Raw genomic sequence first — 261 nt, 5'->3', positions numbered from 1 at the left:
CGCCAGTACCGCGACCGATTGTATCTGGTTATCGGTAATCACCACGCCGATGGTGATTGGCTTCTCTTTGCCAATCTCTTGCAGAATCCAGGCGCTGGTGGTGTCGGCTTGCCAGTATCGTACCCGCAAACCAACGTAAGAATGGCCGAGCAAGGCGGTGGCGGCTTCTTTATGTTCCGGTTTGAGCCACAGGGTTTTGGCCGCTGCTGGCTGCTCGCCAAACGCCTGTGACAGGAACGCTTCCTGACTGAGGTAGTTGTC

1 pseudogene is annotated in these 261 nt (G+C 56.3%); it reads right to left on the bottom strand.

The features are described from left to right. A pseudogene (locus tag Q4563_RS20645) lies at positions 1-261 on the bottom strand (FMN-binding protein); the annotation flags it as partial.

The sequence above is a fragment of the Gilvimarinus sp. 1_MG-2023 genome, assembly GCF_030548285.1.
Note: the sequence above shows the minus strand (reverse complement) of the source record. Positions and strands in the feature narration are given on the sequence as shown.